Annotated in this window: 28 protein-coding genes and 2 pseudogenes; 19 read left to right on the top strand and 11 right to left on the bottom strand. The window is 58.8% G+C overall.

The window, feature by feature from the left end; genetic code table 11:
• Window positions 1–61: 61 nt before the first annotated feature.
• Entirely contained in the window at window positions 62–397 is a 336-nt protein-coding gene (locus BN77_RS34145; protein ID WP_167540356.1) for a hypothetical protein, read from the bottom strand.
• On the opposite strand from BN77_RS34145, the pseudogene rpsU reads away from it, so the two are divergent.
• The 3 genes and pseudogenes from rpsU to BN77_RS15240 all read left to right on the top strand — a co-directional run bounded on the left by rpsU (window position 357) and on the right by BN77_RS15240 (window position 1,215).
• A pseudogene (gene rpsU, locus BN77_RS15250) lies at window positions 357–582 on the top strand (30S ribosomal protein S21). The gene BN77_RS34145 and the pseudogene rpsU overlap by 41 nt on opposite strands.
• Window positions 583–643: 61 nt before the next feature.
• A complete protein-coding gene (locus BN77_RS15245) occupies window positions 644–838 on the top strand; it encodes a hypothetical protein (RefSeq protein WP_007533385.1) in 195 nt (64 codons plus the stop codon).
• A 119-nt stretch (window positions 839–957) separates the two neighbouring features.
• A complete protein-coding gene (locus BN77_RS15240) occupies window positions 958–1,215 on the top strand; it encodes a DUF982 domain-containing protein (RefSeq protein WP_007533383.1) in 258 nt (85 codons plus the stop codon).
• A 122-nt stretch (window positions 1,216–1,337) separates the two neighbouring features.
• Here the strand turns inward: BN77_RS15240 and BN77_RS15235 are convergent, their stop codons facing one another.
• Window positions 1,338–1,652 carry a DUF2934 domain-containing protein gene (locus BN77_RS15235; protein WP_007533381.1) on the bottom strand — a complete coding sequence of 105 codons (315 nt, stop codon included), beginning with the start codon at window positions 1,650–1,652 and terminating at the stop codon, window positions 1,338–1,340.
• 186 nt (window positions 1,653–1,838) lie between these two features.
• On the opposite strand from BN77_RS15235, the gene BN77_RS15230 reads away from it, so the two are divergent.
• Window positions 1,839–2,099: a YMGG-like glycine zipper-containing protein gene (locus tag BN77_RS15230; RefSeq protein ID WP_007533379.1), complete on the top strand. Its 261-nt coding sequence runs from the start codon at window positions 1,839–1,841 to the stop codon at window positions 2,097–2,099.
• Window positions 2,100–2,124: 25 nt separating this feature from the next.
• Here BN77_RS15230 and BN77_RS15225 read toward each other — a convergent pair whose 3' ends face one another.
• Window positions 2,125–2,850, bottom strand: a complete 726-nt coding sequence (locus BN77_RS15225) for a 3-keto-5-aminohexanoate cleavage protein (protein ID WP_007533377.1) — start codon at window positions 2,848–2,850, stop codon at window positions 2,125–2,127.
• A gap of 372 nt (window positions 2,851–3,222) precedes the next feature.
• On the opposite strand from BN77_RS15225, the gene BN77_RS15220 reads away from it, so the two are divergent.
• The 4 genes from BN77_RS15220 to BN77_RS15205 are packed head-to-tail and all read left to right on the top strand — an operon-like array spanning window position 3,223 to window position 6,909.
• Window positions 3,223–3,843, top strand: coding sequence for a TetR/AcrR family transcriptional regulator (locus tag BN77_RS15220; RefSeq protein ID WP_007533376.1), 621 nt, complete (start codon window positions 3,223–3,225; stop codon window positions 3,841–3,843).
• Window positions 3,840–4,805 (top strand): HlyD family secretion protein, encoded by a 966-nt coding sequence (locus tag BN77_RS15215; protein ID WP_007533374.1) that lies wholly within the window; start codon window positions 3,840–3,842, stop codon window positions 4,803–4,805. The genes BN77_RS15220 and BN77_RS15215 overlap by 4 nt, the downstream gene beginning before the upstream one ends.
• Window positions 4,802–5,752, top strand: a complete 951-nt coding sequence (locus BN77_RS15210) for an ABC transporter ATP-binding protein (protein ID WP_007533372.1) — start codon at window positions 4,802–4,804, stop codon at window positions 5,750–5,752. Before BN77_RS15215 ends, BN77_RS15210 begins: the two co-directional genes overlap by 4 nt.
• Window positions 5,749–6,909: an ABC transporter permease gene (locus tag BN77_RS15205; RefSeq protein ID WP_007533370.1), complete on the top strand. Its 1,161-nt coding sequence runs from the start codon at window positions 5,749–5,751 to the stop codon at window positions 6,907–6,909. The genes BN77_RS15210 and BN77_RS15205 overlap by 4 nt, the downstream gene beginning before the upstream one ends.
• Window positions 6,910–6,952: 43 nt before the next feature.
• Here BN77_RS15205 and BN77_RS15200 read toward each other — a convergent pair whose 3' ends face one another.
• A complete protein-coding gene (locus BN77_RS15200; protein ID WP_007533367.1) occupies window positions 6,953–7,597 on the bottom strand; it encodes a Vgb family protein in 645 nt (214 codons plus the stop codon).
• 9 nt (window positions 7,598–7,606) lie between these two features.
• Window positions 7,607–8,827, bottom strand: a complete 1,221-nt coding sequence (locus BN77_RS15195; protein ID WP_007533365.1) for a hypothetical protein — start codon at window positions 8,825–8,827, stop codon at window positions 7,607–7,609.
• Window positions 8,828–8,948: 121 nt separating this feature from the next.
• Here BN77_RS15195 and BN77_RS15190 point away from each other — a divergent pair, with 121 nt between their 5' ends.
• The 5 genes from BN77_RS15190 to gltS all read left to right on the top strand — a co-directional run bounded on the left by BN77_RS15190 (window position 8,949) and on the right by gltS (window position 13,555).
• Complete coding sequence (locus BN77_RS15190) at window positions 8,949–9,746, top strand: DUF899 domain-containing protein (RefSeq protein ID WP_007533363.1); 798 nt, start codon at window positions 8,949–8,951, stop codon at window positions 9,744–9,746.
• Between the two features lie 5 nt (window positions 9,747–9,751).
• A complete protein-coding gene (locus BN77_RS15185; RefSeq protein ID WP_007533361.1) occupies window positions 9,752–10,033 on the top strand; it encodes a hypothetical protein in 282 nt (93 codons plus the stop codon).
• Between the two features lie 176 nt (window positions 10,034–10,209).
• On the top strand, window positions 10,210–11,088 hold the full coding sequence (locus BN77_RS15180) for an aldo/keto reductase (protein WP_007533359.1): 879 nt from the start codon (window positions 10,210–10,212) through the stop codon (window positions 11,086–11,088).
• Window positions 11,089–11,709: 621 nt separating this feature from the next.
• Window positions 11,710–12,072: an RT0821/Lpp0805 family surface protein gene (locus tag BN77_RS15170; protein ID WP_007533356.1), complete on the top strand. Its 363-nt coding sequence runs from the start codon at window positions 11,710–11,712 to the stop codon at window positions 12,070–12,072.
• Window positions 12,073–12,349: 277 nt separating this feature from the next.
• Window positions 12,350–13,555, top strand: coding sequence for a sodium/glutamate symporter (gene gltS / locus BN77_RS15165; protein WP_007533354.1), 1,206 nt, complete (start codon window positions 12,350–12,352; stop codon window positions 13,553–13,555).
• A gap of 69 nt (window positions 13,556–13,624) precedes the next feature.
• On the opposite strand, the gene BN77_RS15160 is transcribed toward gltS, so the two are convergent.
• The 4 genes from BN77_RS15160 to BN77_RS15145 form a co-directional block, all read right to left on the bottom strand.
• On the bottom strand, window positions 13,625–14,563 hold the full coding sequence (locus BN77_RS15160; RefSeq protein WP_244426183.1) for a helix-turn-helix domain-containing protein: 939 nt from the start codon (window positions 14,561–14,563) through the stop codon (window positions 13,625–13,627).
• A 197-nt stretch (window positions 14,564–14,760) separates the two neighbouring features.
• Window positions 14,761–14,985, bottom strand: a complete 225-nt coding sequence (locus BN77_RS15155) for a hypothetical protein (protein WP_040677246.1) — start codon at window positions 14,983–14,985, stop codon at window positions 14,761–14,763.
• A 265-nt stretch (window positions 14,986–15,250) separates the two neighbouring features.
• Window positions 15,251–16,294 (bottom strand): AI-2E family transporter, encoded by a 1,044-nt coding sequence (locus BN77_RS15150; RefSeq protein ID WP_040677243.1) that lies wholly within the window; start codon window positions 16,292–16,294, stop codon window positions 15,251–15,253.
• Between the two features lie 144 nt (window positions 16,295–16,438).
• The gene (locus BN77_RS15145; protein ID WP_007533349.1) at window positions 16,439–16,936 is read right to left on the bottom strand and encodes a DUF1269 domain-containing protein; all 498 of its coding nucleotides are present in this window, start codon (window positions 16,934–16,936) and stop codon (window positions 16,439–16,441) included.
• 719 nt (window positions 16,937–17,655) lie between these two features.
• On the opposite strand from BN77_RS15145, the gene BN77_RS15140 reads away from it, so the two are divergent.
• On the top strand, window positions 17,656–17,970 hold the full coding sequence (locus BN77_RS15140) for an alpha/beta hydrolase (protein ID WP_007533345.1): 315 nt from the start codon (window positions 17,656–17,658) through the stop codon (window positions 17,968–17,970).
• A gap of 183 nt (window positions 17,971–18,153) precedes the next feature.
• Here BN77_RS15140 and BN77_RS15135 read toward each other — a convergent pair whose 3' ends face one another.
• Window positions 18,154–18,411 (bottom strand): YMGG-like glycine zipper-containing protein, encoded by a 258-nt coding sequence (locus tag BN77_RS15135; RefSeq protein WP_007533343.1) that lies wholly within the window; start codon window positions 18,409–18,411, stop codon window positions 18,154–18,156.
• Between the two features lie 169 nt (window positions 18,412–18,580).
• Here BN77_RS15135 and BN77_RS35845 point away from each other — a divergent pair.
• A pseudogene (locus BN77_RS35845) lies at window positions 18,581–18,719 on the top strand (aminopeptidase P family protein); the annotation flags it as partial.
• A gap of 65 nt (window positions 18,720–18,784) precedes the next feature.
• Complete coding sequence (locus BN77_RS32180; RefSeq protein ID WP_040677240.1) at window positions 18,785–19,309, top strand: DUF1643 domain-containing protein; 525 nt, start codon at window positions 18,785–18,787, stop codon at window positions 19,307–19,309.
• Between the two features lie 64 nt (window positions 19,310–19,373).
• On the opposite strand, the gene BN77_RS15125 is transcribed toward BN77_RS32180, so the two are convergent.
• Window positions 19,374–21,410, bottom strand: a complete 2,037-nt coding sequence (locus BN77_RS15125) for an NADH:flavin oxidoreductase (protein WP_007533338.1) — start codon at window positions 21,408–21,410, stop codon at window positions 19,374–19,376.
• Window positions 21,411–21,555: 145 nt separating this feature from the next.
• Between BN77_RS15125 and BN77_RS15120 the strand changes: the two genes are divergently transcribed.
• From BN77_RS15120 to BN77_RS15110, 3 genes are all read left to right on the top strand, one after another.
• The gene (locus BN77_RS15120; protein WP_007533336.1) at window positions 21,556–22,185 is read left to right on the top strand and encodes a TetR/AcrR family transcriptional regulator; all 630 of its coding nucleotides are present in this window, start codon (window positions 21,556–21,558) and stop codon (window positions 22,183–22,185) included.
• A gap of 12 nt (window positions 22,186–22,197) precedes the next feature.
• Window positions 22,198–22,992 (top strand): pyrroline-5-carboxylate reductase family protein, encoded by a 795-nt coding sequence (locus BN77_RS15115; RefSeq protein ID WP_007533334.1) that lies wholly within the window; start codon window positions 22,198–22,200, stop codon window positions 22,990–22,992.
• A gap of 68 nt (window positions 22,993–23,060) precedes the next feature.
• Window positions 23,061–24,062: an ABC transporter substrate-binding protein gene (locus tag BN77_RS15110; RefSeq protein ID WP_007533332.1), complete on the top strand. Its 1,002-nt coding sequence runs from the start codon at window positions 23,061–23,063 to the stop codon at window positions 24,060–24,062.
• Window positions 24,063–24,117: the final 55 nt, after the last annotated feature.

Below are 24,117 nucleotides of genomic sequence, written 5' to 3'. Positions count from 1 at the left end.
TCCGGACCCAGGGGCGACCGAAGCCTTGCAAAGGGTCGCTCGCATTCCCATTTTATAGCGGTCACCCAAAAATACGAACTGACACGGTCGACGCCTCGCGCGTCGTTGCTTGCCGTTTTTCTTCGAAGACCGGCACCGTGTCGAACATGCCGCAACTGCGGCAAAGGACCTTCAACTGAACAAACCCAATATAGCCGCCGCGCCAGCGGCGGGTCGGCGCGAGCGCGATGACGCTGCTCGCAGCCCGGACAAGAACTGGAAACCCTATCCCTGCCTTCTCACACGGCGTGAACTGCAGGAATTGATCGCTCAGCAGCTTGGCTGAGATCCACTCCATCCAAAGAAAGGAGAAAAAGATGCAGGTCATCGTCAGAGACAACAATGTCGAGCAGGCCATGCGCGCGCTGAAGAAGAAGATGCAGCGCGAAGGACTATTCCGCGAAATGAAGGAACGCCGGTCCTACGAGAAGCCCTCCGAGCGCAGGGGCACAGGCGATCGCCAGGCAACGCAAAGCAGCTCGCAAGACGTTGCAGCGCGAAGGTCTCTTGACCTCACCGAGGCGGCGGTCCTCCAGCCGATAGGATCTGAAAAACATTGCCGTCGGGTTTCTCGGCGGCAACTCATCTCGAGAAAGGACCAACTATGGAAGAACTGCACAGCCTGACTGTTTCCGATGAACGGCTCGAAGACTGCCGCGAAGTCATTGAGCCGGATCTCCAGGAACTCATTCGAAGCACGATCGCCTCCGGCTTCTCAGCCGAAGAAGTTCTGATTGCAATCAGTGAACTCGTGGCCGAGGATTATGCCACATTGGCCAAATTCCCGAGCGTTCATTGATTGGCCCACGGCCTGATAGACCTCGGTCCACCAAGGCAAGTCTCATGACGGGGTGTTGATCGCTCTTCTCGGAACACCTACATGCTGACTATCGTTTGTTGGCAAAGAGGAGGTTCGTCATGAACACGCTCAGCCACGTAACCGAGCCAATGTGGGCGGCACCTGTGGCAATCCAGATTGGGACACGCCCCTCTGAATTCATCCACGGTCCCGCCGAAGCGGTCGACTATCTGGAGCACAGGTGGCCGATCCAAAACAGCGTTCACCTGGAAGCGGCCAAGCGCAGATGCGTTGAAGCGATGAATTATCTGGCGCATATGGAAGCCGCCAGAGACGCTTTCGTAGCGGCTGCAGCGGAGGCCGAGGTATTGGCGTAACCTGCATCTGGGCGAGGGCCGCTGCTAAGTTGCTGGTCTTTGCGGTCGCCCATAGGGGCACTCCGTCCAGAGACGCGCGCCAGGGTAAGCGATGCCGCAACCTCGGTCGGCCCAAAGCCGCGCTAGTGTGTCGTGACTGACTTTGGAGTGCGTACGCGACGCGGCTTGTCTCCAGAACCTGCGGTCATCGCGATCGGGTCTGCTTTTGCCTTCTTCCCTGCCTGCTTTTCGACCCCGGATTTCGTCGCAGCGCCAGGCTTTGCCGATTTCGCCTTGCCACCCTGCTTGGTCGAACCACGCCGAGCCGCACCATCGGCCTGGTCTGCGAATTCCTTGAAAGCTTGCAACCAGTGCTTCATATCCTGACCGTGGGGGCGTCCTTCCTGCTCCCAGATCTCATAGGCGCGGCGGCGGATGTTTTCTTCACGCTCGTTCATGACAAGGATCCTGATCTTCGTTGCAACGTAATCTAATTGGTGCAAGCACTCCAATAGGCAATGGCGACACCGGCATCGATTGATCGAAAGAAGCTAGCGGCAGCGGCAAACTGAAAGTCGCGATTGTTTTTTCCGAAATGCCTCTATCTACCCTTGCGCGAAGACTTCAAGCGGGAAGGAAAGCAGATGAAACACCTATCGATTTTGCTGCTTTTAGCAGGAGCGACGATTGCCGGATGCACGCCGACGCAGCAGGGCGCGGGAATTGGCGCTGCCTCCGGGGCGGTCATTGGCGGCGTGGCGACCGGCAACGTTCGCGGTGCTGCCGTGGGTGCCGCTATTGGTGGAGCTGCTGGCGCCGTTATCGGCAACGTCGCCGGGAGACCTGGTCAATGCTACTATCGGGATCGGTACGGCCGGCGCTACGTTGCCAACTGCCCGGGCTGAGCACGCAAAAGGGCGCGGTGCCGGCTCAGGCATCGCGCGCCCGAAAGATTTCGACCGCAGCGGCAACAAGCTCAGCATTGTTCGCGGCGGTTGACCCGTTTGGAAGGACCTTTCCATCTTCGAGGCCGATGCGTGTGGAATAGCGTCGCTCCTTCGCCAGCCGGACAAATGGCCAGACAGTAGCGTCGAAACCATGCAGTAGAATGGGCCGCTTGACATCAGCGCGCCGAAGCGTACGGACGATCCCTTCCGCGACATCGCCAGCGGCTTGCAGGTCCTGCTCGTTGTCGAGTTCAATGAGGATACGGAAAACGCGCTCATGCGCTTCAAGGCGAATATATCGTTCCGTATCCGCGATCGACGCTAGCCCGACTTCGATTCCAATTCCCTTTTCACGGAGCAATGTCATGACAGCGGGCGCGTTACCTTCCGAGAGGTTGACCGATGCATAGTCGGGTAGCACGCTCCAGCGACGAATGGCCTCCAGTGTTCGATGCTCGTCACCTTCAATCCAAGCACCGGTAGACACGCCGAGAAGCGAGCCCGGACAGGCGCGCCGCACCTTATTGATGGTTTCATCGACCGCCGCGAGACTCTCCTTGCCGTCAGCGGCACGCGGATGAATGTGGAGTTCCGCAGCACCTGCGGCGACCACCGCCGCAGCATCGGTCGCGATTGCATCAGGCGTGACAGGCAATTGCGGATGGTAGTTGATTGACCGCGCACCGTTGATGCAGGCTTGAACGATCATGGGAAAATGCTCCTGCTGCGACCCCACTGCAACGACATCATACCAGCTGGTCCTTGTGGCTGGCATCCACGCCCGCGGAAAATTGGATGCCAGCCAGCGCTCGCGCCTAAACCGGTTGCCCTTGAGCTAGGACACACGCGCCGCGGCCATCGACGTCGGGCGCAGGGGCCTGGGCGGCGAGCCTCCGCCATCATCAGAGACCTGCGGAAAGCGCCAAAGGGGCGATGTCCAAGATTGTATATCCATCTCGTACGATCGGCGCCTCACCACCGAATTGCAGCAGTAAACCTTTGCGCTTTCAGGCCCGTATTGCAAAAGGACAAGCACCATGTGATAATGACTGTCCAGTCAGTCATACCAGGAATTGGAATAGTGCGCGAAAAGAAGCGAGAAAAACGAGATCCTGAGCAGCGCCGGGCCGAGATCCTGGCCGCCGCTTTCGCCTGCTTTGCAGAGCGTGGTTTTGCGGCCACCCGCATGGAGGATGTCGCTGTTCGCGCTGGGATCGCCAAGGGCACGCTCTACCTGCATTTTCCCGATAAGGAACGATTGTTCATCGAGCTCGTGTCCGGGGTTGCCTCGCCGATCCTCGAAGAAGTGGGTGGCATGGTGCAAAAGGAGATGGTTCCGGCGCGTACCGCTGTCGCGATGTTCTATGCGCTCTTCAAACGCGAGGTTCTGGAGACAGAGCGCCGCCACCTGCTGCGGCTGATCCTCGCAGAAGGCCCGATGTTCCCTGTCGTCACCGATTTCTACTACCGCGAGATCATCACCAAAGGCCTAGCTATCATACGCGTCCTGCTTGCCCGAGCCGCAGCGGGCGGCGAACTACGCAATCCCGTCGTCGCTGACGTCCCGCAGCTGGTTATGGCACCGGCAGTGATGTCGATCATTTGGGCGACGCTTTTCGAAGGCTACGAGCACCTCGATACGCAAAAACTCTTCGACACGTTCCTAGACACGCTCTTCGTGCCGGAAGGAGGCACGATATGAAACGAATCCTCATCGTCGTCATCGTCGCCGCCGCGGTAGTTGCCGCCCTGCCCTTCCTTTTCTACGACAACACCCAGCGTGTCTACCAGGGCTGGGTCGAAGCCGACACCCTGTTCATCGGCGCTGACACGAGCGGCCGCGTGGTCAAGCTCGATGTCGCCGAGGGCCAGGAAGTTGCGCCAAGTGCGCCGCTCTTCAGCATGGATTCTCAGAGCGAAGAGGCAGCCGTCGGCGCCGCACGCGCTTCCCTGGCCCGCCTGCAGGCCGAACTGGAGCTCGCCGAAGCCAAGCAAAAGCGCCCGGAAGAAATAGACATGCTGCACGCCAGCGAACGCGAGGCGGTCGCCCGACTGGAGCTTGCATCGCAAGACCTCGATCGCACCCGTGTGCTCGTCGAGCGCGGTACCGCAACGAAAGCGACCCTCGACACGGCGACGGCCACAGAAGCCGCTAACCGTGCGGTCCTCGACAATGTCCGCAGCCAGATCACGCTTGCCAACCTGCCCGCCCGCATCGAGACACTGCGCCAATCGAGAGAGGCTGTTGCAGCCGCAAAGGCCGATCTCGCCTCCGCAGAAGCGGCACTTGGCCGCCGCTTCGTCTCGGCTCCGGCAACAGGCAGCATTGAGACCATCTACTACCGCACCGGTGAGGTCGTGCCAGCCGGCCGGCCGATCGTGGCGCTACTGCCGCCAGAGAACATCCGCATCCGCTTCTTCGTGCCCGAAACCGAGATCGCGTTGCTATCGCTCGGTCAATCGATCCGCGTCGCTTGCAATAACTGCCAGGCCACCGAGGCAAAGATCAGCTTCATCGCAAAGACCGTCGAATATACACCCCCGGTCATCTACAGCCTCGAGGAGCGGGCCAAACTTGTCTACCGCATCGAGGCGATCCCCACCGATCCGAACGCGCTGCGCCCTGGCCAGCCGGTGGACGTCAGCGCAGGAGCCAGTCCATGAGCGATACGGCAGCGGTCATCGACACTCCTGAAACGGTGATCGACGTCCATCACCTCACCAAGAGTTTTGGCAGCCGGAAGGTGGTCGATGACGTGTCCATGTCGGTGAAGAAAGGCCGCATTCACGGCTTTCTGGGTCCGAACGGCTCCGGCAAGACGACGACGATCCGCATGCTCTGTGGCCTGCTGACGCCGGACAGTGGCGACGGCACATGCCTGGGTTTTAACATTCGTACGGAAAGCGATCGCATCCGCCGGCGCGTCGGCTACATGACGCAGAAGTTTTCGCTGTATCAGGATCTGTCGATCCGGGAGAATCTTGAGTTCGTCGCCCGCGTCTACGGCTTGGCGGATCCTCGCGGCAAAGCAGGTGCCGCGATTGAGCGTCTTGGCCTGAAAGGGCGCGAAGGACAGCTTGCCGGAGAACTCTCGGGCGGCTGGAAGCAGCGCCTCGCGCTCGGCGCCTGCATCCTTCCCGACTCCGCTCTGCTTCTCCTCGACGAGCCCACCGCCGGTGTCGATCCCAAGGCTCGCCGAGATTTCTGGAATGAGATACACGCGCTCGCCGCTGACGGCCTCTCGGTGCTGGTTTCCACGCATTATATGGACGAGGCAGAGCGCTGCCACGAGATCGCTTATATCGCCTATGGCAAACTGTTGGCGCAAGGAACGGTGGATGAAGTGATTGCGAACACCGGTCTCGTAACCTGGACCGCCTCCGGGGCGGGCGTGCAACGTCTTCAAGCCGAACTCGAGAACCAGCCGGGTGTCGACATGGTCGCGCCCTTCGGCACCAGCCTGCATGTTGCCGGCCGCAATCCCAAGGCGCTTGAAAAAGCGATCGCGCCATACCGGGAACGCTCCGATCTCAAGTGGCAAGAGGGCGAAGCGACGCTGGAGGATGCGTTCATCGATCTGATGCGTCGCTCGGAGGACAATTTCCAATGATGACGACAACGGCGAAAGGCAATCGCAACGGCAACGGGATCTCATTCGGGCGCTTCTGGGCCATGACCATCAAGGAATTCATCCAGATGACCCGTGACCGCATAACGCTGGCGACGATGGTCGCCTTGCCAATCATGCAGTTGTTCCTATTCGGCTTTGCAATCAACACGACGCCGCACAATCTGCCGACCGCAGTGCTGATGCGCGAGAACACCGATGTCGGCAGGTCGATACTGGCGGCGCTGGAGAATACCGATTTCTTCCAGATCCGTCATGTCGTCACCCGAGCCGAAGACATGGACTCGCTTCTGGAATCCGGCAATGCCCTCTTCGTCGTGGAGATCCCCAACGGCTTTGAGCGCTCGCTTCGGCGCGGCGATACGCCATCGCTGCTGGTTGCTGCCGATGCCACCGATCCTGTCGCGTCGAGCTCGGCGCTGGGTGCGCTTTCCGGCATCGTGACGTCAGCGCTTGGCAACGACAGGCAGGTCGAGTTCGCCGAACCGAGCAAGGCCGCCTTCTCCATCGTCCAGCACCGCCGTTACAATCCGGCAGGATCATCGACGCTGAACATCGTACCCGGACTGCTCGGCACGATCCTGACGATGACGCTGCTGATCTTCACGGCCCTCTCAGTCACCCGGGAGATCGAACGCGGCACGATGGAGAACCTGCTCTCCATGCCGATCAAGCCGCTGGAAATCATGCTGGGCAAGATTGCGCCCTACGTGCTGATTGGCCTCGTCCAGTCGCTGCTCATTATTGCCGCCGGCCTGCTTGTCTTCGGCATTCCAATCCTCGGCAATCCGGCTTCGCTCGCAGCCGCGACCACGCTCTTTGTCATCACCAATCTGTCGATCGGCTACACCTTCTCGACGATCGCCGCCAATCAGTTGCAGGCCATGCAGATGGCGATGATGTTCTTCCTACCGAACATCCTGCTGTCGGGCTTCATGTTTCCGTTCGCCGGCATGCCCAAATGGGCGCAATGGATCGGCGAGGCCCTGCCGCTCACCCATTATATCCGGATCGTCAGGGCGATCATGCTGAAAGGCGCCAATATCGAGACACTTGCCTACGACACGATCGCCCTCGCCTGTCTGATGGCAGTCGCCATGCTGATTGCTGTCCGCCGCTTCCGCAGGACATTGGACTAGAGGATTCAGCGGGATTTCTCCGGCGGCGCATATCCAGGGGACATCAGGACTGGCTGGCTCTGGGCCGGCGGACGGCACGGACTTTGCCACTGTTGCCACCGCCGCAATACAACCGATCCGCGCCATCGGACTCAAGCCCCGATATACCAATCCCCGCCGGCATCTCGATGCATTCCAGCACCCGTCCGGTTTCGGGCTCAATGTGTCGGATATCGCTCTCATCCCCTTCCCAGGTGGCGTGCCAAAGCTCGCCATCGGTCCAGGTCACACCGGTAACGAAACGGTTAGACTCGATGCTGCGAAGAAGCGCACCGGTTTCCGGATCGATCTGATGGATCTTTCGGCCACGGTAGTCTCCTACCCAGAGCGTACCTTCAGCCCAGGCGAGCCCGGAATCACGACCATTGCCGGGAGCCGGGATTGTCGAGAGCACCGCACCGGTCTTCGGATCTATCTTCTGGATTCGATCCTCTGCAATCTGAAAGAGATAGCGTCCATCGAAGGCAGTTCCCGCGTGCGCAGCAACGTCGATCGAGCGCACGACCTCGCCGGCATCCGGATCGAAGGCATTAAGCCTGTCGCCGGACGCGAACCACACATGTCGACCGTCGTAAGTGACGCCGCCCACCTGTTTCACGTCCGGAAAGGGGCCATATTCGCGAAGGATTTCAGCTTTGGAGTGTTTCATGGAGCTATCCTACTCATTGGGCAAAGGACCTGGGAGTAACAAAGTTGACGGGAACCCGGGCAACGAAGGGATCGTCCACCGGCGCGCAGGCCCGCGGCCGAAGGATTGCACCTTGCCCGCTTCGGCGAGGGCATCAAGCGCCCGCTGCACCGTACGCGGGCTCGCTCCGATCGCGATCGCCAGTGCCGAACTCGACCAGGCTTCCCCGTCGGCCAGAAATGCGAGGATCTCACCATTCTGCTCCTCGACGGGCGGAGCCAGGATGACCACCTCGTTGGCGCGACGCGGCGCGAGCACGAAGCCTCTCTTTGTCGCATCGACATCCGCTATCCGGTGAAGTTCCCCACGCAACCGCCCGATCTCGACACGCAACCTTGCGCGATGCGATTCATCGGCTTCCTTCGCCCGGAAAGCTCTGGCAACCAGCGCGTTGCGCGACATGTCTCCTGGCCAGTTCTGCGCAAGCGCCCGCGCCAGCGCAAACAAGACCGGCCGCGTCGACAGCGAAACGAGCTCGTCGCCATTGCGCACGACATAACGGCATGCATCGACGACCAGCGCCCCTGACGTCAAAACCGCCTCGACCTCCTCCAGCAGCAGGAAGCGCTCGTCACCTTGCCCGATCAGCCTCGCTGCCGGTGTTTTCAGAACTTGGGACACGGCCTCGACTTCCGCCTCGAGGGCCGGAATACCTGCCTCGCGCGCAGAATTTTTCGCACGACGCAGAGCCGCGCGTGCCGCATTCGTGCGAAGACGACGAATGGCAATCCCTCCGACAACCAGTTCGTGGGCGGTCCGCAACGAGGGCGGAAGCGGAGCCGGATCGACCTGTGCAAGCAGGCCTTCGGCCTCATCGAGATGGCCAATGAGCAGAAGCCGCCTTGCCTCGAGATGTCGCGCATGGGCAGCGTTCAGGCGGTCATCATGTGCCTCCAGCACCTCCCGTGCGGAGGTGAGTGTCTTGGCCGGCCACGTCAGGTCGCGCGAGACAAGCGCGATTTCCGCCTCAGCGACGAGGCATCGCGCCCGTGCGACTGGCTCCTTTGCCCCGAACCCACGAGCGGCCGTCTTGAGCAGGACCTTTGCCCGAGGAAGATCACCAAGCTGCGCCATCGCGATGCCGCGAAGGGCGAGCGCCGGCGCATCGCTGCGCAACGCAACCCTCTTCAGGGCGCCGAGAAGATCACCGGTCGCAAGTAGTCTCGCCGCGGCGGTGATCATCGAGTCCATCGAAATCCCGTCAAACTTGTAACTCCCACGCTCGCCGGCTCCGGCCCTAATCTGCTCACGACCACCAAGCAGCCGCAAGTGGCGGCATGCTACGTCAACAGACACCAAAAGGAGAAGTATGATGACGACGCACATGACAGGCACACGCGAAGAATGGCTTGCGGCACGACTCGAACTGCTCGCCGAAGAAAAGGAACTGACGCGGCGCAGCGATATGCTGGCCCAACGTCGTCAGAAACTGCCCTGGGTGCGGATCGACAAGGACTACCGGTTTGAGACAGCCAACGGCAGCGCTTCACTGAGCGACCTCTTCAAGGGCCGTTCGCAACTGCTCATCTACCACTTCATGTTCGGCCCTGACTATACGGCCGGATGCCCCTCCTGCTCGTCGATTGCGGACGGCTTCAACGGCGTTGTCGTTCATCTCGAAAATCATGACGTCGCCTTCACCGCCGTTTCCCGTGCGCCGTTTCCCAAATTGAAGGCATTCAGGGAGCGGATGGGATGGACCTTCGACTGGGCATCCTCCTTCGGCAGCGATTTCAACCTCGATTTCAGCGTTTTGTTCAGCGATCAGCAGCAGCGCGAAGGCGGGATAGAGTACAACTACCGCCGTGAACCGGCAGCCCGAGGCCCGCAGCAGGGCGAAACCGTGCAGGAATGGCGGCTTCGCGGCAGCGAGACACCGGTCGGCCAGATGGCCGCAATGACCGGAACCGACATCGCCACATATACGCGCGACAGGCCGGGCCTCAGCGCCTTTGTGCTCCAGGACGACGTCATCTATCATACCTACTCCAGCTACGCTCGCGGGCTGGACGGAATATGGGGCGTCTATCAGTGGCTCGACCGCGCACCTCTGGGCCGCAATGAGGAAGGCATTTGGTGGCGCCGTCACGACGAATATGGCCAGGCGTAACGCCTATGCTTCCTTCTGACCACGAAAGGCGCAGCGGATCGATCAAGGCGCCGACGGACAATACAGCGGGAGGCGTCATCGACTGGCTGTGTCTTGCGGCTGCGCCCAGCTTCGCCGTCATGGCGATTGTCGCCATCACAAGCGGAGCAGACATGGTCTGCTCCGCAATGCAGGGCCCCTTTCCACTGGACGGCATGACAACGATGTATCTGCTGATGTGCCTCTTTCACCTGCCGCCGTGGCTGCGCCTGATCTCAGGGCGCGTGGTTGAGTCCGAGCGGGCCTGATGTCCAGATCTGGCGCTACCCAGCAAGCTTTCGAGCGCCAGATCGCACTTAGCCCCATTTGAGACCAGCTTCGGGAAGGCAACGCGGATTGGGCTAATGACTTGCATTGTTCTTAACCCGCTCCACCTTAAGCCCGATTAAGCCAACCTTTAAGATAGGCAATCGGGAGAAGGTCAGTGCCAGACAGTTCCACGATCTCAGCCGCCGCATCGGGTCAATTTGCAATCGGCAACCTCGCCATCAACCGTCTTGGCTTCGGCGCCATGCGAGTTACGGGGCCTGGCATATGGGGACCGCCTGGGGACAAGGCCGAAGCATTGGCAACCCTGCGTCGCCTGCCCGAGATCGCTGTCAACTTCATAGACACCGCCGATTCCTACGGCCCCGACGTGTCCGAGGAACTCATCAGCGAAGCGCTATATCCCTACAAAGGACTGTTGATAGCGACCAAGGCAGGTCTGATCCGCGAAGGACCGGATATCTGGACGCCGAACGGGCGGCCGGACTACCTGTTTGAACGCGCGAAGGGCAGCCTCAAGAAACTTCGCGTCGAACGGATCGATCTGTGGCAGCTGCACCGCATAGACCCCAAGGTTCCACGCGACGAGCAATTCGGCGCGGTAAAGACGCTCCTAGATGAGGGCATCATTGCCCATGCCGGCCTGAGCGAAGTTTCCGTTGAAGACATCAAGGCAGCCCGAAAGATATTTCCCGTCGCTACGGTTCAGAACCGCTATAACCTTGTCGATCGCGGCAGCGAGGACGTACTTGACTACTGCGAGCGCGAGGGCATTGGCTTCATTCCATGGTACCCGCTGGCGGCGGGGGGGCTCGCCCGTCCAGGCTCCATCCTCGACAGGTTGGCCAGTAAGTATGGCGCGACGCCGAGCCAGATGGCACTGGCGTGGGTGCTCAAGCGCAGCCCCGTGATGCTGCCGATTCCCGGGACCTCCAAGGTGAAGCACCTTGAGGAAAACGTGGCTGCTGCAAGTATCGAAATCGATGAAGAGGATTTCGCAGCGCTGGATGAGGCAGCTCGCGAGCCTGGCTCCTGAAGGCGCGGACACTAACGGCAAAGTATTGAGGCCAAATGATTGAAGAGGTGCCGCGCCTTGCTCGTTAGCCAATCACGACCCCGAGCATAGGAACATTTTCTGCGTCTGGTAGACATTCCGGGAAGACCTACCAGAGGTCCGGTAACCCAGCTGGCAGAGTACGTCGGCCCAATCGGCGACTTACTCTACATCCGTCTTAGCGGGTACTTCACTGAGCGTGTCTGCCCGCCGTCGACACGAATGTCCTGTTCCGTCATGTAGCCCGGCCCGGCCGATGCGAGGAACGCAACGTGGCGGCAATTTCCTCACTCGTGCGATGGGGCTTCATCGCTACGCTATCGCCGCTCGCCCGCCAGACGTCCGGAAAACGATCGGATTGCGTTTTAAGCCCTGCAATTGCGGGCGATAGAAAGGCTCTCAAGGACCCCCGCGAGACAGAGACCGGCATCAGCATCGAGCGCCGTCATATGGCGCGAAAGGCGAATTTGTGATGGAAATGCGCAAGCACCGCAGCAGAATCTACGGAACAGGCTGGCACTGCTCCCATTTCTATAGTAGCTCCTCAGCTAGCTGTCAGAATTGCACGCTACGATGCGGGAGAACGACCATCGGAAAGTACAGATGACGCGGGAAAATAAATACGCATTGCAATTGGCTGTTCTGGCTGTGTTGCTGACGGGTTGTACTAAGGTCGAACCGCTGGAAACCGCCGCCGTTACACAGCCGATCGCGGCACCTGGGAAGACCGATCAGGCGGTCATCGCAGATACCGTCAGCCGCGGCGACGTTGGAGTGAAGCCCCTTGCCTGGGCCAACCCGTCGACTGGCAGTGCCGGCGTGATTGAAGAAATCGGCGTTGATCCCGAAAGTTCATGCCGCGCCTTTGTAACCACCCAGCGCACGCTGGAAGGAGAAACCCGCTTCAAGGGTCTTGCCTGTCCGTCGGGCGACTCTGACTGGAAGCTCGGGCGGCCGGGTAAATGAGCCACGGCAAGTGGCAAGCAGCGAATGTTAGCAGTGACAATTTTGCGCCATTCGCTGACGTGGGAAGCTCTTGGATACCGGGCATACAATAACGGCCTGAATAATGCCGCAGTGCGCGACCCGCCGGGTTTCTCCTACTCGCAACCGAAATGAAGTTCCCTGGCCGGTCGGATGTAACCGCGGAAGCGTTTTGCGCTGGCTGAATCGCGCGGCGCGTGTCAAAGTGGCACCTGCAACCGCAAACGCGGCGGGGCCGCGGCGTCAGTCAGGGTGACACATGTCGGTGATACAGGTCCCAGGGCTGTTGTCCTTTACCATCGCAATTCTCGTATTCTTTGCTGGGGCCAATCTCAACCGTTTCATTCCCATCCTTGCCCGTTGGAGCATTCCGGAGGCTGTCACCGGTGGACTTCTGGCGGCATTGGCAACGCTTATTGCCTACGAGGCCTTTGGCGTGGAAATCAGTTTCACGCTCGCCGCACGGGACATGCTGCTTCTTTATTTTTTCACGGGTGTCGGCCTAAACGCCAGGCTTTCCGATCTGGCGGCAGGCGGAAAGCCGTTCCTCATCCTTCTCGGCATCACGCTGGTCTTCCTTGTCATTCAGAATCTTGTCGCCATCGGAGCCAGCGACATGCTCGGTCTTCCACAGGGCATGGCAATGTTGCTGGGATCAACGTCCCTCATCGGCGGTCACGGGACGACCATTGCCTGGGCTCCGATCATAACCAATCGCTTCGGGCTTATGAATGCGTTGGAGGTTGGTGTTGCCAGCGCAACACTTGGCCTCGTCATTGCTAGCCTCGTCGGGGGACCAATTGCGCAATACCTGATCAAACGCCATCACTTGAGCGGCGGCGCAGAAGACGAACTGATCATAGGCGTGTCGCGCGCGGCAGTCAGTAGCCATCATGACGACGTCAGTTATATCAGTCTGTTGCGAACCCTGCTGGTAACCAACGTCGCCATACTCGCGGGATATGCCTTGCATGAGCTCATCCTGGATGCTGGCATTAATCTTCCGCTGTTTGTCGTCTGCTTGCTGCTCGCGATCGTGATGACGAATACAGTCCCATTCGTGGTCCCAAACCTGCCTTGGCCGACGCGAAGCCGCGCTCTTTCGCTGATATCCGATCTCTCATTGAACGTGTTTCTCGCAATGTCGTTGATGAGCATGCAATTGTGGGGGCTGAGCGGCTTGGGTTTTGCGCTTGTGATCGTGTTGGCAATTCAGACGGTCGTGGCCATCGCTTATATCCTGTTCGTTGTTTTCCCGGCGATGGGACGTAACTATGAAGCCGCGGTGATTTCCGCGGGTTTTTGCGGAATCTCGCTTGGCGCTACTCCAACAGCGATTGCCAACATGACCGCCATAACCAAAATACATGGTGCAGCGACAATCGCATTCATCATCCTGCCACTCGTTTCTGCATTCTTCATCGATCTGGCGAATGCAGCGGTGCTGGGCTTTCTTGTCCGGTGAAGTTCGCGCGGTCCTCAGGCTGGCGACACAGGACTCCCGCCCATTTCGGAATTGCTCCCAGGCGCGAGGTTACCCCTGCAGCCTTCGAAGAAGCACGCCTAGCCGCTCCTGCGATGGGCAATCCTCGAGGTCCGGGCGAACCGGTATGCCACCTCCTCCTCGATTTCTAACGTCGCTTGGGCTGTGGCCGAACGCTCGCTTGAAAGCACGACCGAACTCGGCGCCGTCGCTGAAACCACGCTCTTCGGCAATCTGGAATATGAGACGCCGATCGTTGGGGTCTTTCAACGCGGCATAGGCACTGAGTAATCGACGGTGCTGAATATAATGCATCACGCCGCCGAAGGGCTCGAATAAGTTGTAAAGCCGCGTGCGCGAAATGCCGAGCTCCCGCCGCACCATCTCGCTTCCGAGTTTGGGATCGAGCAGTCGGCTGTGCACCAGTTGCCTCGCCTTTTCAAGAAGCGCAGTGGCAATTGGTCCCTTGGCAGCCTCGCTATGGTCCGCCGACGGCGAGACGCAGGCAAGGATCATTGCGCGTGTGGCCGCCACGAGCCCAGGTAAATCGGCTTGACTGAGCAGCGGCAGCCGATTGGCTACGTCGATCAGGTAGTCGCAGAACAGCCGTCCCATGCCTGTCCCTAGCGTCGAAAATTCCGCCGATCCAAGCATGGCCGCTGTCTCAAGTGAAAAATCACGCGGCACGAACAGCACGAGCATTTCGCTTTTATCGGCGACGCCAGTGAAAGGTCGACCAAGCGAGTGAATCTGAACTTCGCCTGGGCCTGCGTTAAACGCCCGTCTTCCCGCATCCGTTCGGACGTGTCCGGACAGCAGTACCGTCATTGTCCAGTGATCAACCGGATCCCGCCGAATATGCAATGGCAGGCTCGAAAATGCGAGGCTGTCCGTCCTGATTTGAGCAAGAACAAGACTACCGAGATCCCAAAGCCTCTGGCGGCCGGTGAAGTTAGTTGTCTTCGGGTCAGTGTCGGTAAGTTCGAGCATAGGCGCGAAACTCTTGTGCCATGCCGCAAATTGATCCGACCGCGGCAACCCCGCAGTCGAAAATTCAAACGACGGTAACTTCGATTGGGACCGGCGTGCCGACACCGCATCGACTGCATCGCAGTCCGCGCTCACAAGACTCTCAGCGTCCAACTGGCGCTCGGACATTCTGGCCTGCGTCATGACGTCTTCAGTCATCACGGCATCACCTCCAGCTGGTCGGAAGCAAAGCCGCACCACGAAGGCGCAACATGCCTGGCATATTGCCGCCGCTGTCCCCGCATTGGGAAGAAACGCTGGTCGGGGTCTTGGGCTTGGATCGAGTGCCACCGCTCGACGTGACGGCCATCGGAACGCTCTGTGCCCGAGTTTGCCGCGATGGAAAGGTCGGTCGAGAGAATAGAAAAGAATGCGCAGTTCATTCGTACTCTCCTCTTGGGCCGCCAAAAGCGAGGGCCGGGTGACGTCTGAATGATGCAAGCGAAATGTTTTCTACAGGCTTCGAGGGGCGGCCCGCATTCCCAACGGAGAGCGCCGCTTCTTATCAAAATCCTCCGGGCTGCAATTTAGCCCTTTCGACGTCGTTTCTCAACCGTCAGATGCACGACCTTTCGTCACATCGCTATAAAGTGAGCTTCGAGTTGTATTCGCGCCAAAACGCTCACTGCGCGTCCTGCGGACCCTGCCTCATGCCCCCCGATCTGCGGTAGTATTTGAACTGCCCGACAGCAGTGTCGCGACCCAGTTTCCCGACGGGGTGCCCGCACAATATACAACGAACGCAATGAGGATCGGCACGCCGATGAAGGCACCCGAAATGCCCCACATAAAGCTCCAGAAGAACACTGCAAAGATGACGGCAAAGGGCGATACTGCCAACGAAGCACCGGCCAGCCGCGGCTCTAGGTAGCTGCCGATGATAAATTGGATCACGTTCAGGCTTACAAAAATGACGACAGCCGTCTGCCATGAATCGAATTGGGCGATCGCAAACAGCGTCGGCAGCGCGGTCGCTACGAACGGCCCAAGAAAAGGGATGTAGTTGAGCGCGAACGCAATCGCCCCCCAAGCGGCAGCGAGTTCAAGTCCCGCACCCAGCGCAAATAGCCAGACCACCAATCCAGTTAGGGCACTGGCAAACGTCCGGACGATCATGAAGCGACGCAGCTTTGAACCAATCACGCGATTGGCCGTCAGGATGCGCATGCCGTAAGGTTGGGCTGCGGGCGTAATAAGGCGCGCATTGAAATCTTCCACCTCGAGCAGGCCGAGCATGATGAAGATGAAAACCAGCAGGGTAAAACCGGCGAAGCTGTTCAATCGCCCAGCCATCCCCTGCACAAACCGAACCAGCCAGGTAACATCGAAGCGGTCAGTCAAAGGGCCCGCAACGGCGAGGCCGTGCCCTTCCAACCAATCCGTCCAGTCGACATAGACCGTCTGGAAACGATCCGCGTTGACGAACAGCCATTGCGCGAGCTTGCTGAATCCCCAGGCCACCGAAGAGCCGATGGCGACAATGGCGACCATGGTGATGCTTAGTGTGATCAGAAGTGCCAGGAGCTTTGGAAGCCAGCGCTGCAAAGTGGCCTGACAAGGCCAGACCAGCGCAATCACGAACAGGGAAAAGACAAGCGGCGCGAAGATCGATTGCGCAACATAAAGCAATGCGAGCACCAGGATGCCGGTCGCTACCGTACCGATCATGCGACTGCCGCCTACTTCTTGCATACCCGCACCTAGAATATTGTTCCTTTCTCCAACTGTTCCCCATAAAACCGGAGCTTGGCGTCGCATGGGACTACGCTGCGGCTGCGCGGAACAGCCAGCTTTGGCCTAGCCCCGCGCTAACAGCCGATATGCTGATCATTGCAGCTAGCTGGCTGCGGTTGCTTTCTGCAGCGCGTCACGCAGGACTTGCTCCTTCGTTTCGTCGAGAGAGGTCTTGAGCACGACTCCACCATGGGCCGATATCTCCTTGAGGACCTTGTCTGCTGTCATCTCCTGGATCAGCACGAACAGCGCTCCATTGCCCGGCTCAAGATTGGCAGCGAGATCCTTCATGAAAGCGTCATTTATGCCGACGTCCGTTAAGGCACCGCCGATAGCCCCGGACGCGGCGCCGACCGCCACCCCCAAAAGCGGATTGAGAAACAGGACACCGATCAGCAAACCCCAGAAACTACCCGAGGCAGCACCGGCTACGGTGGTGTTGACCAGTTGATTCAATTTGATCTTGCCGCCTTCCGTCTTCGTGGCGATGACAGCGTCTCCGACCTTGATCAAGTACTCCTTCTGCATTTCGAACAAGCGCTGACGCACTTCTTCGGCTTTGGCTTCTGTCGGATAAACAATGGCAATCAAGGTAGACATGATTACTCCTCCTTTAGCGTGCTTTGCCAAATCATAGCTGGTAATCTATTGCAGACACGACCGTGGAAACCCGGCAGCCTTTCATTGTGTCTCGTTGCTCCCGGTCTTATGGGCCGTAACGCGGTGCCGACCCGAAAGCCGTCACCCCAGCGATTCCCGGATGCGCCGAGCTGCGCGCCCAATCTCAATGGTGGAAGCTTGTTTTCATCGGCGATCTTCCCGAACGTTCTACAGCCGCCGCGGCAGCTCGCCGCCACGCGCGGGGGCTTGCGGAAGCGAAATGGAATCAACACCATAAATGCATCTCATATGATGGGACGCGCTGCATCGAAGCACACCTGCCAAGAACTCATCGACAACAAAAAGAGCGACGGGGCGTCATGACAGAATCGGCAAAACAATCGGGCTGCAGATGGATGGGCGGGCCATTCATCAATTCGTCCGTGCCTATGATCGCGAACGGTAGAAGTCCTGAGTAGGAATTCACGTGACGGTGCTCCCCCTGATACGCAATATTCAGTTGTGAACTATAGAGCGGTTCAGGAAGCGAAGTGATCAGCATAGAATCCCGCAACTATGCGTGCAGTCCAGATTTTTGGCCGCCTTTGTGGAAGCAAGACTGAAACATCACCGTTTTTTCGCTTAACGGCACCTACCGCAAGCACGCACGGAATTGATCTACAGCGCCTGTCGCCGCTGCTCCTGGTATAGACGTCGACGTGTTCCTGAACCAACTTGACGAAATCGGCGACATCCCGCGAGCATTCACAATAATCGCTTCGCTACACAATCGGGCGCTAGGATTCTCCCGCCAATTGGCCGGCGGTCCACGCGTCGGCAGCGGCTCCGATGTCGCCATGAAAAGGGAGATCGCCGTTATCGATATCTTTGCCATCGATGGCGGTAGACACACCGTCTTTGCCAGTTCGCCGACGCTGATGGACTTCGTCAACAACAATGCCCAAATGCGGACGTGCTTAGAGAGGACCGGGGCCCGGGCGGCCAGACCATGCTTGCTGACGGCACTTCAGTGATCGAGGGGCGCTGCATCCTTGGTGATCTTCCTTCCGAGCCGCATTCTGGGGACTTGCGCAAGCAGCCGCCAGGAAATAGCGACAGGTCCGTTGCGCCGAGATCGGGGCTTCACGGCGATCGTGGTAATTCAGGCGTGACGCCGTGCGAGATGACATCGACCGCGATTTGGTGTCAATCACCCGCTAGCGCGGGCAGGCTGCAATATAGCGCCGACCGTAGCGGTCGCGAAACTCGCACTGGCCAGGACGACCGGCCACGTTCCCGATCACAGCACCGGAAGCCCCGCCGATTGCCGCCCCAACTGCCGCACCACGCACATTGTTCGTCACCGCGCCACCGACCACCGCACCTGTTGCCGCGCCAATACCAGCGCCCTGTTGCGTCGGTGTGCAACCTGCAAGCGAAAGACCCGCCAGCGAAAAAATCAATAACTTCCTCATCGCCTCTCCCCTATAACGAGCAATTAACATCGGAGGTCGCGGCAAAAGCCATGCTCGTCATCATAGTGTTGCAGAGGATTGTTTGTGATCGGCACAGAATCCCGAAAACAAGCTCTGGGTTCAAATCTCTTGGCGCAGCCGCCACACCAAAACGTCCGGCCGGACGCGAGGCGTCACTGAAGAGAACATAGTTCTAACTGTTGAAAGCCTGATTGCGGAGACCGGGTCGGAGACCATCAAACTGGAAACACAAGTTCTTGTTAGGTCTCGAGGCGCGGAGCGCGTGGACTTTCCCATTGGAGGACATTCTGAGGGCTTTGAATGCCCGTAAGCATGCGACGCGCGAGGCTTGGCGAGTGAGGGAAGAAGGCGCATGAGCGACTTTACCATCTCTTCTGCAGTGTTTTCACGATGCGGCTGCTATCGCTACCGGCTGGAGCGACAGTGGGACCCTTCAAAAGAGGCCGTTGGCTTCTTGATGCTCAATCCGTCTACTGCGGACGCTCTCAGCACCGACCCAACGCTTCGCCGATGTATTGCCTTTGCGAAGTCGTGGGGATTCGGTGGTCTCGTCGTCGGGAATCTCTTTGCTCTCCGATCGTCCAATCCAAGACTGATCTATGAGCAAGCAGACCCGGTTGGGCCGCAAAACGATCGATACCTACGCGGGATGTCCGAAAGCTGCGATCGGATCTTGTGCGCTTGGGGAAGACATGGTGTCCATCTTGATCGAGCTTCTAAAGTTTGCGGAATGCTCGCTCCATCAAAGCTCTACGCACTTAAGTTCACGTCCGATGGGCACCCTTCCCACCCGCTTTATATTTCGGGCACAGCCGAGCCAAAGCCGTTTCAGAATTACCCTCCAAATTCCGGCGTGGTCGAAGGGACTGTGGCTTAGCCTAATTCCTCTTTCGGGCACTCTATTTAGCTGTCAGATGGGTTGGTGAGGCCGCATTCTTGATCTACAGATCCTTCGCAATGCGCAGACCATCATAGATGGCTGCATGCGTATTTCGCGCCGCAACCGCATCGCCGATCCGGAAGAGCTGGAACGTTCCTTCCCGGTTGCGGATCACGGACTGCGGTTCGCCTTTCAGTAGCTGGTCGTAGGAGATCTCGCCAAGATTGCTCGAAAGAGGTTTGAGCTCGAAATAGAGTTCGTCGAGTGGGATCGTGCCGTGGTTGACGACAATTTGGTCGACCAGCCGCTGTTTCGACACGCCGCCGTAGTCGCTTCCGACGTTGGCGATGATCCGGTTTCCGCTTTTTTCAGCGGATTCGAGGCGGAAGGTGACTGTGAAGGTGACATCCAGTTTCTGAAGAGATCGCATATAGGGAACAAGGTTCATCGCCATAACCTCCGGCGCGAAGGAGCGATCGGGCGTCATGATCTCGACCTTCGCGCCCGCCTTGGCCAGAAACTCGGCTGCCTGCAGACCCGCATGGTCTCCGGCATCGTCGAAGACGAGGACATTCGAGCCCGGTTTCACGGTTCCGGAAATGACATCCCAAGACGATACGACAAGATCATTGCCCTTGGTCAGAACCTCAGTATGAGGCAGGCCCCCTGTCGCGATAATGACGACGTCGGGCCGCTCCGCGATGATGGCCTCTGCTTCCGCCCACGTATTGAAATGGAAGGTAACGCCGTATTTTTCGCACTGCGCCATCCGCCAGTCGATGATGCTGATCATCTCTCGGCGACGTTCGCTCTGGGCAGTCAGCCGGATCTGTCCACCGGGATCGCTGGCCGCCTCAAATACGATCACCTCATGACCACGCTCGGCGGCGACGCGAGCGGCCTCGAGACCGGCCGGGCCAGTGCCGACCACGACAACTTTCCTGCGGATGTCTGCCTTCCTCAACACGTGCGGCATTGTCTCCTCTCGTCCGGTCGCTGCATTGTGAATGCAGAACGCCATGCCGCCCTGATAGATGCGGTCAAGGCAGTAATTGGCACCGACACACGGCCGGATATCGTCTTCCCGTTTCTCGATGATCTTGCGAACGATGTGGGGATCGGTCATGTGAGCCCGAGTCATCCCGACCATATCGACTTTCCCGGCCGCAATTGCATGACGCGCCGTGGCAACGTCGGGGATCTTGGCCGCATGAAAGGTCGGGAACTTGGTCGCTGCCCTGATTTCTCCGGCAAAGTCGAGATGAGGTGAGTTGGCCATTCCCTGTATCGGAATGACATCGGTCAGCCCTGGATCGGTGTCGATATGTCCTCGGATAACGTTCAGATAATCGATGAGGCCGCTGTCGCGTAGCCTGCGGGATATTTCGATGCCTTCGGCCTTCCCCGTGCCGCCGGGAAGACACTCATCGGCCGTGTAGCGGACGCCGAGGATGAAGTCGTCACCAACCCTTTCGCGGATCGCCTTGAAGACGTCGAGACAGAAACGAATGCGGTTCTCAAGCGGCCCGCCGTAATGACCTTCAAGTTCGTTGGTAAGCGGCGAGGCGAACTGATCGATGAGGTGCCCATAGGCCTCGAGTTCCACGCCATCCATCCCGCCAGCCTTCATGCGCTCGGCTGCGTCGGCAAAGTCCTTAATGATGCGCTCGATATCCCAGTCTTCCAGTTTCTTGGGGAATGCCCGATGGGCTGCTTCGCGATGGTGCGACGGGGCAACGACCGGGAGCCAGTCACCCTTGTCCCAGCGCGTTCGTCTGCCAAGATGCGTTAGCTGAATCATGATCGCGGCACCCTCTTCGTGGACGGCGTCCGTCATCTCCCTCACCCAGGGAACGATCTCGTCCTTGTATGCCAGGAGATTGTTGAAGACGGGCGGACTGTCCTTGGACACGGCAGCAGATCCCGCCGTCATCGTCATGGCGACACCGCCTTTGGCCCGCTCGACCGTATAGGCCCGGTAGCGCTCCTTGGGCATGCCGTCCTCGGGATAGGCCGGCTCATGGGATGTCACGATGATGCGGTTGCGAAGCGTCAGATGCTTGAGCTGATATGGCTGCAGGAGGGGATCGTTCGACATCGGTCGTGCTCCGAATAAGGAATTCGGTTCGGACGCTAAGCATTATGTACACACGTGTCAACGAGGAAAACACAGCAGTCAACTTTCTTGGACAGTCGTGTACATTTCGATTGCATCGTCCCTAACGATTTGCTAGGAGTTGCTTATGGATCAAAGTTTGGGCGACAGCGGCTGGCGTGGATCGCATGAGGGATGGCTGGAAGCGGCCTATGCCGCCCTGCTGGAGTCGGGGATCGATTCAGTAAAGATCTTGCCTCTGGCAAAGAAGCTCAATCTCTCGCGCACAAGCTTTTACTGGTTCTTCAAGGATAGAGAGGAACTGCTGGCGGGACTGGTGTCACGTTGGCGGGATCAGAATACAGGTTCAATCGTAAGGCAGTCGGAAGCCTACGCGGAGACCCTGGCGGAAGCGATGCTTAACGTCTTCGACTGCTGGCTGGACAGCAGGCTGTTCGACAGCAAGTTCGAGTTTGCCATGCGAAGCTGGGCGCTGCAGTCGGATAATATCCTTCAGGAGGTCCAAAAAGCAGATCGGACGCGGATGGATGCGCTTGCCAGTATTTTCAAACGCTTTGGACATCCCGAGAGCAGCGCAGATGTCCGCGCGCGCACGACCTACCTCGTACAGATCGGCTACATTTCCATGCAGACCAAGGAAGACGTGGCAGTGAGGATGAAGAGAATCCCGGAATACATCGCGATCTACACTGGCGAGATACCGCAGCAGCGGGAGCTCAATCGCTTTTACGCAAGGCACGGATACAGGCCCGGCTAGGAGGCGAGGACCATGAACGTCGCGTTGAGGATCGGAGTGATTGGCGGAGCCGGATGGCTCGGAGGAGCAATTGCCAACTCCATGCTCAACGCCGGCATCGTCAGGTCGGAACACCTTTCCCTTTCCTATCGCAGCGGGAAACCGGAACGCTTGCCCGGCGCTTTTTGGACGACAGATAACCAGGACCTGGTGGACAGGTCCGATGTCGTGATCATGTCAGTTCGCCCGCAGGACTGGGACGTCGTCTCGATCGACGCCAAACAGAAGCTGCTGATCTCGGTGATGGCGGGTATTCGGATTTCCGCGCTGCGGGAAAGGCATAAGACCGAGCGGGTAGTGCGAACGCTTCCTAACGCTGCGGCGGATGTTTCGATGTCCTATACCCCTTGGATCGCATCAAAAGGTGTGGAGGAACGCGACCGAGACATCGTCAGAGCCATCTTTGATGCCTGCGGAATCCAGGACGAGGTCAAGAGTGAACGCGACATTGACTATCTAACAGGCTTTTCAGGCACGGGGCCCGCCTTTCCGTCCCTGGTGGCGTCGGCCATGATGACGCACGCGGTCGACCATGGACTTTCCGCCGATGTGGCACGCCGCGCTGTGATTACGCTCCTGAAGGGGACAGGTCGCCTTCTGGAAAAACGCGAGGAATGTCCGAACGACATCGTGCGTTCCTTTGTCGACTACCGCGGGGTTACAGCGGCGGCGATCGAGGAAATGCGGGCAGCTGGCCTCGACGACGCCGTCTCCAGGGGATTGACCGTCGCGTTCAAGAAATCGGAGAGTATGGGAGATTCCCCATGATGACAGTTGGTGGGACTACGCGGCATCCCACTTTCGAGACAAGTGCCGCAATAACAAAGGGAACGGGAATGAAAAAACTATTGGCATCCACATGCATGATGTTCGGGCTGTTGGGAGTGGCCTCATATGCGAACGCCGCCGATTGCGGCTCCCTGACGATCGCCAGTATGAACTGGCAGAGCGCCGAGGTGCTTTCGAATCTCGATAAGATCATCTTGAACGAGGGATATGGCTGCCAAGCGGAGATTACCGTCGGCGATACCGTTCCGACGATCACCTCGATGGCAGAAAAAGGCCAGCCCGACATTGCCCCGGAAGCCTGGGTCGATCTCATTCCTGATGTCGTGAAGAAAGGCACCGACGAAGGGCGCATCGTTAAAGTTGGTTCGCCCCTGCCCGAGGGCGGCATCCAAGGTTGGTGGATCCCCAAATATCTTGCGGACGCCCACCCTGATGTGAAGACGATTCCGGACATGCTCAAGCACCCGGAACTGTTCCCAGACCCGGAGGATTCCTCCAAGGGAGCAATTTACAACGGACCGCAAGGCTGGGGCGGCACAGTGGTCACATCGCAGCTCTTCAAGGCGTTTGAGGCTGAAAAAGCAGGCTTCAAGCTCGTGGACACCGGCTCTGCGGCCGGTCTCGATGGCTCGATTGCGAAGGCATACGAGCGTAAGCAGGGCTGGGTCGGCTACTATTGGGCTCCGACCGCTTTGCTTGGCAAGTATGAAATGGTGAAGCTCGAGGCCGGCGTTCCGGCCAACGCTGCGGAATGGAAACGCTGCAATACGGTGGCAGATTGCCCAGATCCCAAGCCGAACGCGTGGCCCGTCGACACGATTGTTACTCTGGTTGCTAAGCCATTTTCCGAAAAAGCCGGCCCGGACGTCATGTCCTACCTCGAGAAGCGTTCGTGGAGCAATGATACCGTCAACAAGCTGATGGCGTGGATGACGGACAATCAGGCGAGCGGCGAGGACGGCGCCAAGCACTTCCTGAAGGAAAACAAAGACATCTGGACAAAGTGGGTGTCGGAAGACGCAGCAAAGAAAATCGAAGCCTCGCTTTGATGGTTGACTAGGCGGCGCGTTTTGACGCGCGCCGCCGCTTCAAAAGCCGGAGATA

Source organism: Rhizobium mesoamericanum STM3625 (genome assembly GCF_000312665.1).
In the GTDB taxonomy this organism is placed as follows: domain Bacteria; phylum Pseudomonadota; class Alphaproteobacteria; order Rhizobiales; family Rhizobiaceae; genus Rhizobium; species Rhizobium mesoamericanum.
Note: the sequence above shows the minus strand (reverse complement) of the source record. Positions and strands in the feature narration are given on the sequence as shown.